Origin of the sequence: Mycobacterium sp. (assembly GCF_040509115.1) — a bacterium.
Taxonomy (GTDB): Bacteria; Actinomycetota; Actinomycetes; order Mycobacteriales; family Mycobacteriaceae; genus Mycobacterium.
In genome coordinates, this window is sequence record NZ_JBEVLO010000341.1 from 1 (window position 1) to 9290 (window position 9290).

Sequence of the window (9290 nt, forward strand, 5' to 3'; positions counted from 1 at the left end):
TCGATCGAATTGGGGTTCGCCGTGGCGTCGGCGCTCCTCGGCGCCGCGGTCGGCGCGATGACGGCGGGCCGCATCGCCGACAAGATCGGCCGCATCGCGGTGATGAAGATCGCCGCGGTGCTGTTCTTCATCAGTGCCATCGGGACGGCGTTCGCGCCCGAGGTCATCACCCTGGTGGTCTTCCGCGTCATCGGCGGCATCGGCGTCGGCGTCGCCTCGGTGATCGCGCCCGCCTATATCGCCGAGACGTCGCCGCCCCGGATCCGCGGCAGGTTGGGTTCGCTGCAGCAGCTGGCCATCGTGTTGGGCATCTTCCTGTCCTTCGCGGTCAACACCCTGCTGCAGACCCTCGCGGGCGGTGCCAGCAAGGACCTCTGGTTCGGCCTCGAAGCGTGGCGGTGGATGTTCCTGGTGATGATGGTGCCCGCCGTCGTCTACGGAGTGCTGTCCTTCACCATTCCCGAGTCGCCGCGTTATCTGGTGGCCAGCCACAAGATCCCGGAAGCGCGCAGGGTGCTGAACCTGCTGCTCGGAGAGAAGAACCTCGAGATCACCATCGATCGCATCAAGGAGACCCTCGAGCGCGAGGACAAGCCGTCCTGGAAGGACATGCGCAAGCCGGGTGGCAGTTTCCTCAGCTTCTACGGCATCGTCTGGGTCGGTCTCGGACTGTCGGTCTTCCAGCAGTTCGTCGGCATCAACGTGATCTTCTACTACTCGAACGTGCTGTGGCAGGCGGTCGGCTTCAGCGAGAGCGACGCGGCCTGGTCCACCGTGATCACCTCGGTGGTCAACGTGGCGACGACGCTCATCGCCATCGCACTGATCGACAAGATCGGCCGTAAACCGCTGCTGCTCATCGGTTCTACCGGAATGGCCGTCACCCTCCTGACCATGTCCGTCATCTTCGCCAACGCCACGGTGGGAGCCGACGGCATCCCGAGCCTCCCCGAGGGAACCAACGTCATTGCGCTGATCGCGGCGAACCTGTTCGTCGTCGCGTTCGGCATGTCGTGGGGCCCGGTGGTCTGGGTGCTGCTCGGCGAGATGTTCCCCAACCGCATCCGCGCCGCCGCCCTCGGCTTGGCCGCGGCCGGTCAATGGGTGGCCAACTGGCTGATCACGGTCTCGTTCCCCGAACTGCGCTCTCATCTGGGCCTGGCGTACGGCTTCTACGGCCTGTGTGCCATCCTTTCCGGTCTGTTCGTGTGGAAGTGGGTCATGGAGACGAAGGGCGTGTCGCTGGAGGACATGCACGGCGCGATCGTGGCAGGGGAGAAACCCACCGCGAAGGCGTGACGGCGGGCGGGACGACCGGCGGCTGCTGAAACCGCCGTGACTTCACGGCAGGCGGCGTGGAACAATCGCCTGCCGTGAAGACCTTCGACGCGCTGTTCGCCGAACTCAGCGAGCGTGCCCGTACCAGACCTGCAGGCAGCGGCACCGTCAAGGCGTTGGACGGCGGTGTGCACGGGCTCGGCAAGAAGGTCTTGGAAGAGGCCGGTGAGGTCTGGCTGGCCGCCGAACACGAGGGTGACGACGCCCTGGCCGGCGAGATCAGCCAGCTGCTCTACTGGACGCAGGTGCTGATGATCTCGCGTGGACTCACCCTCGACGACGTCTACGGCAAGTTGTGAGCGACTCTCTTCGCACGAGCGGCCCATCACCCATGCTGCGCGTGGCCGTGCCCAACAAGGGCGCACTCAGCGAGTCGGCGGCGGAGATCCTGTCGGAGGCCGGGTACCGGCGGCGGCGGGACCCCAAGGACCTGACCGTCGTCGATCCCACCAACAACGTGGAGTTCTTCTTCCTCCGCCCGAAGGACATCGCGATCTACGTCGGCTCCGGCGAACTGGACTTCGGGATCACCGGCCGCGACCTGGCGCAGGAATCCGACGCACCCGTCCAGGAGCGGCTCGCGCTGGGCTTCGGGTCGTCGACGTTCCGTTATGCGGCGCCCGCCGGTCAGGAGTGGACGATCGCCGACCTCGACGGCAAGCGAATCGCCACCGCGTACCCCAACCTGGTTCGAAAGGACTTGGCCGCCAAGGGTATCGAGGCGACCGTGATCCGACTCGACGGCGCCGTGGAGATCTCGGTGCAGCTGGGTCTGGCCGACGTGATCGCCGACATCGTCGGCACGGGCCGCACGCTCGGCCTGCATGGTCTGGTGGCGTTCGGGGAAGCGTTGTGCGACTCCGAGGCGGTGCTCATCGAACGCGCCGACGCCGACGCCGCGACCGCGGCGGCCCGCGACCAGCTGGCCGGGCGCGTGCAGGGTGTGGTGTTCGGTCAGCAATACCTGATGCTCGACTACGACTGTCCCCGAACGGTGCTGGACCGCGCCACCGCGGTCACCCCCGGCCTCGAGTCGCCGACGATCGCACCACTGGCGGACCCGTTGTGGGTCGCGGTGCGCGCGCTGGTGCCGCGCCGTGACGTCAACGGCATCATGGACGAGCTCGCGGCCATCGGCGCGAAGGCGATCCTGGCCTCCGACATTCGGTTCTGCCGCTTCTGAGTTCTGCCGGTTGTGACCCGCGGATGCTAGCGTCCGTGATTATCGGAGCGGTCGGAAGGCTTTCATGACGCAAGTGTTGGTAATACTTCTCGCTGTCCTCATCGGCGTGGTCGCCGGGCTGCGCGCCATGACACCGCCTGCCGTCGTCGCCTGGGGCGCCATGCTCGGGTGGCTCGACGTCGACGGCAGATGGTCCGAGTGGGTCGCCCACCCGATCACCGTCACGGTGCTCAGCATCCTCCTGGTCGCGGAACTCGTCACCGACCAGCTGCCAAAGACGCCGAGCCGCAAGACGACTGTCCAATTCGCCACGCGCCTCATCACCGGTGCCTTCGCCGGAGCGGTGATCGGCAGCGCATGGCACCACACCTTCATCGCCATCGGTGGCGGCATCATCGGCGCGGTGCTCGGCACCCTCGGCGGCTACGAGGCGCGCAGCCGACTGGTCGCCGCCAACGGCGGCAAGGACCTCCCCGTCGCGCTCGCCGAGGACGCCATCGCCGTGCTTGGCGGTTTCGGGATCGTCGCGTTGGCCTCCACGTTCCCCCCGTTCGCCGGCTGAACGCGCTTTCATGACAAGCAAATTCGATGCCATCATCATCGGTGCGGGGCAGGCCGGGCCGCCCCTGGCGGGCAGGCTGACGGCCGCGGGTCAGACCGTCGCAGTGATCGAGCGCAAGCTGGTCGGCGGCACGTGCGTCAACTATGGCTGCATCCCCACCAAGACACTCGTGGCCAGCGCCCACACCGCGCACGCCGCCCGCCGCGGTGCCGAGTACGGCATCGGCACCGGCGAGATCACCGTCGACATGGCCAAGGTCAAGGCCCGCAAGGACAGGATCATGCTCGACGACCGTCACGGCGTCGAGTCGTGGCTCGAGGGCATGAGCGGTTGCACCCTGATCCGCGGCCACGCCCGTTTCGAGGGGCCGCGCACCATTCGCGTCGACGACGACGTGCTGGAGGCGGACCGAATCTTCCTCAACGTCGGTGGTCGTGCTACGGCCCCGGAGATTCCCGGGCTGTCCGACGTCGACTACCTCACCAACGTCGGGATCCTGGACCTCGACGAGCTGCCCGAGCACCTGGTGATCATCGGCGGCAGCTACATCGGACTCGAATTCGCCCAGATGTATCGGCGATTCGGCGCGAAGGTGACCGTCGTCGAGCGAGGTCCACGCGTCACGGCCCGCGAGGACGAAGACGTGTCGGCGGCCGTTCAGCAGATACTCGAAGCCGAGGGCATCGACGTCCACGTCGGTGCCACCGGGATGCGGATCGTCGGACACGACGACGGGGGGTTCGACCTCTACCCTCGCGACGGCGCCGCTCCCATCTCGGGTTCGCATCTCCTGGTGGCCACCGGCAGGCGACCCAACACCGACGACCTCGGGCTCGACGTGGCAGGCATCGAGACCGACGCGCGGGGTTACGTGGTGGTCGACGACCAACTACGCACCACCGTCGAGAACGTCTGGGCCATGGGCGATTGCAACGGCAAGGGGGCGTTCACCCACACCTCGTACAACGACTTCGAGATCGTCGCCGCGAACCTTCTCGACGACGACCCGCGCCGGGTCAGCGATCGCGTCAGCACCTACGCCCTCTACATCGATCCCCCGCTGGGTCGGGCGGGCATGACGGCCGACGAGGTCCGCGCGTCCGGCCGAAAGGCGTTGGTGGGCAAGCGCCCGATGACCCGTGTTGGTCGGGCCGTCGAGAAGGGCGAGACGCAGGGCTTCATGAAGGTCGTCGTGGATGCCGACACCGAGGAGATCCTCGGCGCGGCGATCCTCGGCGTCGGTGGCGACGAGGTGGTCCAGGACATCCTCGACGTGATGACCGCGAAGCTTCCCTACACGGCCATTTCGCGGACCATGCACATCCATCCCACGGTCAGCGAGCTGGTGCCGACGATGCTGCAGGAGCTCAAGCCACTGAAGTGATCGTCGGCGCTAACGGCGCTGGACCAGGAGGGTCTGCGCCGACGTGCCGACGAAGCCCTGCCGGTCGAACAACTCCGCCGTTGTCGCGCCGATGCCGTCCGGTCCGATGGAGGCCCGCGCCCTGATGCCGAAGTCGTCTCCGGTCGGGGCGCGATGCAGGTGCACGGTCGTGTCGGTGTTCATGAAGACGAATTCCTGCGGATTCAACACTGCGCCAACACCATTCGCGCTGTCCACGACCATGGCCAACCTCTGCAGGTCGGTCGGTGCCTCGCCGTGCACCAGTGGTACCAGCGAGCTCAGCCACGCCACTGCCGGTTCGCCGTCGGCGGTGGGCTGGGTGCGCCAGCTGACCGTCTCCAAGTACCCCGGCGCGCCCTGCCAATCATGCTCGTGTGGCACCGACGTGCCCTCGACGAGCGGGGGATACCGGTCGGTGGCCGCGTCGCGGGTGTCGCTGGGCGCGAGCAGCCAGGCGGTCACCCTGGCCACCGGCCGGGGCGAGTCGCCGGGGCCTGCGGGGAACATCTCCGCCGCCACCAACGAGATACGGACGCCGGGCCGCAACACCGCGGCCCGAACCTTGACCGGGGCAACGGGGATGGCGCCCAGGATGTCGAGGGCGAGCCTGCCGATGCGCAAGCCGGGTCGATTCCCCGACTGGCTTCGTTCCGGCCCGCCCGACGGAGCCGCCAGCTCCTCGATGCACTTGGTCAACAACGCCAGCGGTGGTGAGCCGTGTTGAATCTCGACGTCCCAGTTGCTCGAGGTGCCCGTCGTGGATTCGAACACCTGGAATTCACCGTCGCAGCCGAGGCGACGGTAGTAACAGTCGGTCACGCGGCGGGCTCCGCGGGACTCGGGGCGGACGGCCAACCGGGATAGGGCGGCGGCGTGCCACCGAAGGTGGGGCAGAGGTCGTGGTGGGCGCACCAGTCGCACATGCGCGACGGCTTGGGTGGGAAATCGCCTGTGGCACCGGCAGATTGAATGGCCCGCCACATCGCCATCAACGTCTTCTCGAAGCGGAGCAGCTCGTCGAGGTCGGGCGTGTAGTCCAGCACCTGCCCGTCGGCGAGGTACAGCAGCCTCAGCCTGGCGGGCAGCACGCCGCGGGAACGCAGCAGCGCCACCGCGTAGAACTTCATCTGAAACAGCGCCTTGGCCTCGGCCAGCTCGCGGGTGGCGGCAGGCGCCTTGCCCGTCTTGTAGTCCACGACCCGCAGCTCGCCGGTGGCGGCGACGTCGATCCGGTCGACGAATCCGCGCAACAGCGTGCCGTCGGACAGCTCGACCTCGACCCGTTGCTCGCAACTCTCCGGGTCGAACCGCGTCGGGTCCTCCAGCCGGTAGTAGCCCGACAGCAGCGCCCTGGCTTCGTCCAGGAGCTTGGCGCGCACGCCGGGCTCCATGGCCTCGGTCAGCTCGGGTCGTGACGCGACCATCTCCTGCCAGGCGGGCTCGACGAGCGTCATCGCCGTGTCGGGCAGCCGGGTCTGCGCAGGCAGGGCGTAGAGCCGCTCCAGGGCTCCGTGCACGACCGAACCACGCACCTGGGCAGGGGACGACGGTTCCGGGAGGCGGTCGATCGCACGGAAGCGGTAGAGCAGCGGACATTGCTTGAAGTCGCTGGCCCGCGACGGCGACAGCGCGGGCCTGCGCCCGGAGGCGCCATTCGCCGCGTCGTCACTCATGTCAGCAGCCTAAGTTCGTCCCCCGACAACCCCGCGCACCAGCAGCGGCGCGTCTGCTGGCAGGCTGACCCGCTGTGAAGCGCACCGGTCCGTTCGACGTCGGAGATCGAATCCAACTGACCGATGCCAAGGGACGGCATTACACGATGGTGCTCGCCCCCGGTCAGGAGTTCCACACCCATCGCGGCGCGATCGCCCACGATTCCGTGATCGGGCAGCCCGAGGGCAGCGTGGTGAAGTCCACGAACGGCGACCCGTTCCTCGCGTTGCGGCCCCTGCTCATCGACTACGTCCTGTCCATGCCGCGTGGTGCTCAGGTGATCTATCCCAAGGACGCCGCCCAGATCGTCCACGAGGGCGACGTGTTCCCGGGTGCCCGGGTGCTGGAGGCGGGGGCGGGCTCCGGCGCGATGACCTGCTCGCTGTTGCGGGCCGTCGGGCCCGAGGGCACCGTCGTGTCCTACGAGGTGCGCGACGATCACGCTGAGCACGCGATCCGCAACGTGACCACGTTCTACGGCGAGAAGCCCTCCAACTGGGATCTGCGCATCGCCGACCTCAACGACTACGACGGCGCGGAAGTCGATCGTGCGGTGCTGGACATGTTGGCGCCGTGGGAGGTCCTCGACACCGTCGCGGGCGCGCTGGTCCCCGGCGGGGTGCTCATCGTCTACGTCGCGACGGTGACTCAGCTGAGCCGCGTCGTCGAGGCCATGCGCGACCAGCAGTGCTGGACCGAACCCCGGTCTTGGGAGTCGCTGCAGCGGGGCTGGGACGTCGTCGGCCTGGCGGTGCGCCCGCAGCACGCCATGCGGGGCCACACGGCGTTCCTGGTCAGCGCCCGCAGGCTGGCGCCGGGCACGGTGACGCCGACGGTGCAGCGCCGAAAACGGCCCATGCCCTGACGGTTCGGCTCAGCGGGGTGGCCGACCAGCCGCGACCAGGGGCAGGAGCTGGTCGGCCGTGCGCCTGCTCAGCTGCCACGTGTTTCGCGCCGGGCTGAATTCCGCGGGGCTGAACTCCATGGGGTAGGTGAAGGACTTGACGTCCGGATTGGCCGAGCCGATGGTGACGTTGGCGGTGACGTGACCGGGTTCGCCCGCCCACGCCAGATCGGCGGCCTGCACGTCGAGTGGCGCGAACCCGCTGGCGGCCAGCGCCTCGCCGAAGTTGGTCAACGCCCTCTCGTCTTCGACGGTCGCGTACTGGACCAAGTCGACCTTCTGCTCAGCAGGAATCGAACGATCGGCGAGGCGGTACAGCACGTCGGTCAACGCGTCGGGCGCGGGCAACGGTGCACCCCTTGGCGCCGGCGGCACCGACGTCCCCAGCGTGACCCGCTGACTCGAACTCGCGGCGGGATCAGCCTCCTGGCCGCACCCGACAAGCCCGAGCGCCGCCACGATCGTGACGGCGCTCAGGACTAGCAACGGGGTGCTGCGCACCGATTCCGCTGGTGAGGGGTTCGGGTCAGCCCGCAGCGGACAGCAGCGACAGGGCCGACGTCTTGGAGATCTGCCAACCGCTTGGGCTCGGCCCCGAGGTGAACGTCACCGGCTGGGTGGCCGTGGCGCCATTGGCTGCGGTGGCGGTGACCGTTGCGGTGGCGATGGGACCGTTCTGGTCGATGTCGTTGATCAGGAAGCTCAGCGGAAAGTAACCCTGGGCTGCGGCCTGGTTGTACTTGCTGTCGGCGGCCCGGCTTTCGATGCGACCGAGGCCGCCTTCGATGTAGCTGGCCTTGGCACCCGTGAAGGAGCCTCCGCCCGCGAGCCCGTTGAGCGTCTGCAGGAGCGGAGCCTGGAGATCCGGCGCAGGAGCCTGCGGCATCGGAATGCCCATCACGACCGGCGTGATGGCCGGAGTTGACGACGGCGCGCCCGCGGGCACGCTCGATGCAATCGACGTCACACCACCCGCTGCTGCGGCGACGACGGCAGCAGCTGCCATGCCGGTAACGAGGGTTTTCAGGATCACGGCTGTCCTTTCGATGGGCCCGACTCGAGCATCAGGTTAACAAGCGTGGCTGGTGTGTCGAATTGCTACACCGCACACAAAGACTGAATCGCCGGTAGCGTTGAAGTTGTTACTGCACCAACTTTCGGTGCGGGGAAGGCGCAACATGAGTGAATCACAGCCCATGTCCAGCGATGACGCTGCCGAACTGGAGGAACTTCGCCGCGAGGCGGCAGTCCTTCGTGAGCAACTCGAGCAGGCGGTAGGACCCAATAGCGGCCTCCGCAGCGCTCGCGACGTCCACCAGCTAGAGGCGCGAATCGACTCCCTCGCGTCGCGCAACGCCAAGCTGATGGACACCCTCAAGGAAGCCCGCCAGCAGTTGCTGGCGCTGCGCGAGGAGGTCGACCGCCTCGGTCAGCCGCCCAGCGGCTACGGCGTTCTGCTGGCAACCTACGAGGACGACACGGTCGACGTGTTCACCTCCGGTCGCAAGATGCGGCTGACCTGCTCGCCGAACATCGAGGTGTCCGAGCTCAAGCAGGGCCAGACCGTGCGGCTCAACGAGGCGCTGACGTTGGTCGAGGCCGGTGCCTACGAGGCGGTCGGCGAGATCAGCACGCTGCGCGAGATCCTGGCCGACGGTCACCGCGCGCTCGTCGTGGGGCATGCCGACGAGGAGCGCATCGTGTGGCTGGCGGAGCCTCTGGTCGCCGCGGAGTACCTGATCGAGGACCCCGACGCCGAGAAGTCCGACGACGACTGGAAGCCCCGAAAGTTGCGGCCCGGCGACTCGCTGCTGGTCGACACCAAGGCCGGCTACGCGTTCGAGCGCATCCCCAAGGCCGAGGTCGAGGATCTGGTCCTCGAAGAGGTGCCGGACGTCAGTTATGGCGATATCGGTGGCCTGACCCGTCAGATCGAGCAGATCCGCGACGCCGTGGAACTGCCGTTCCTGCACAAGGACCTGTACCGCGAGTACTCGCTGCGGCCGCCGAAGGGCGTACTGCTCTACGGTCCGCCCGGCTGCGGCAAGACGCTGATCGCCAAGGCCGTCGCCAACTCACTGGCGAAGAAGATGGCGGAGTTGCGCGGCGAGGACTCGCGCGAGGCCAAGTCGTACTTCCTCAACATCAAGGGCCCCGAACTGCTCAACAAGTTCGTCGGCGAGAC

Annotated in this window: 11 protein-coding genes; 7 read left to right on the forward strand and 4 right to left on the reverse strand. The window is 67.8% G+C overall.

The window, feature by feature from the left end:
* The 5 genes from ABW137_RS23860 to ABW137_RS23880 all read left to right on the forward strand — a co-directional run.
* A partial coding sequence (locus ABW137_RS23860; RefSeq protein WP_526403929.1) for a sugar porter family MFS transporter occupies positions 1-1299 on the forward strand: 1299 nt, incomplete at its 5' end.
* A 56-nt stretch (positions 1300-1355) separates the two neighbouring features.
* The gene (locus ABW137_RS23865) at positions 1356-1637 is read left to right on the forward strand and encodes a phosphoribosyl-ATP diphosphatase (RefSeq protein ID WP_526403930.1); all 282 of its coding nucleotides are present in this window, start codon (positions 1356-1358) and stop codon (positions 1635-1637) included.
* 32 nt (positions 1638-1669) lie between these two features.
* Positions 1670-2521 carry an ATP phosphoribosyltransferase gene (gene hisG, locus ABW137_RS23870; RefSeq protein ID WP_526403931.1) on the forward strand — a complete coding sequence of 284 codons (852 nt, stop codon included), beginning with the start codon at positions 1670-1672 and terminating at the stop codon, positions 2519-2521.
* 64 nt (positions 2522-2585) lie between these two features.
* Positions 2586-3083 carry a DUF4126 family protein gene (locus ABW137_RS23875; RefSeq protein WP_526403932.1) on the forward strand — a complete coding sequence of 166 codons (498 nt, stop codon included), beginning with the start codon at positions 2586-2588 and terminating at the stop codon, positions 3081-3083.
* A gap of 10 nt (positions 3084-3093) precedes the next feature.
* The gene (locus tag ABW137_RS23880) at positions 3094-4467 is read left to right on the forward strand and encodes an FAD-containing oxidoreductase (protein WP_526403933.1); all 1374 of its coding nucleotides are present in this window, start codon (positions 3094-3096) and stop codon (positions 4465-4467) included.
* 9 nt (positions 4468-4476) lie between these two features.
* Here the strand turns inward: ABW137_RS23880 and ABW137_RS23885 are convergent, their stop codons facing one another.
* Entirely contained in the window at positions 4477-5307 is an 831-nt protein-coding gene (locus ABW137_RS23885; RefSeq protein WP_526403934.1) for an acyl-CoA thioesterase domain-containing protein, read from the reverse strand.
* Complete coding sequence (locus ABW137_RS23890) at positions 5304-6161, reverse strand: RecB family exonuclease (protein WP_526403935.1); 858 nt, start codon at positions 6159-6161, stop codon at positions 5304-5306. The genes ABW137_RS23885 and ABW137_RS23890 overlap by 4 nt, the downstream gene beginning before the upstream one ends.
* Before the next feature lie 74 nt (positions 6162-6235).
* On the opposite strand from ABW137_RS23890, the gene ABW137_RS23895 reads away from it, so the two are divergent.
* Positions 6236-7066, forward strand: a complete 831-nt coding sequence (locus ABW137_RS23895; protein ID WP_526403936.1) for a class I SAM-dependent methyltransferase — start codon at positions 6236-6238, stop codon at positions 7064-7066.
* Between the two features lie 9 nt (positions 7067-7075).
* Here ABW137_RS23895 and lppK read toward each other — a convergent pair whose 3' ends face one another.
* Positions 7076-7606, reverse strand: coding sequence for a lipoprotein LppK (gene lppK, locus ABW137_RS23900; protein ID WP_526403937.1), 531 nt, complete (start codon positions 7604-7606; stop codon positions 7076-7078).
* Positions 7607-7631: 25 nt separating this feature from the next.
* The gene (locus ABW137_RS23905) at positions 7632-8138 is read right to left on the reverse strand and encodes an MTB12 family secreted protein (protein WP_526403938.1); all 507 of its coding nucleotides are present in this window, start codon (positions 8136-8138) and stop codon (positions 7632-7634) included.
* Between the two features lie 145 nt (positions 8139-8283).
* Here ABW137_RS23905 and ABW137_RS23910 point away from each other — a divergent pair.
* Positions 8284-9290 (forward strand): AAA family ATPase (locus ABW137_RS23910; RefSeq protein ID WP_526403939.1); only part of this gene is annotated, 1007 nt, incomplete at its 3' end.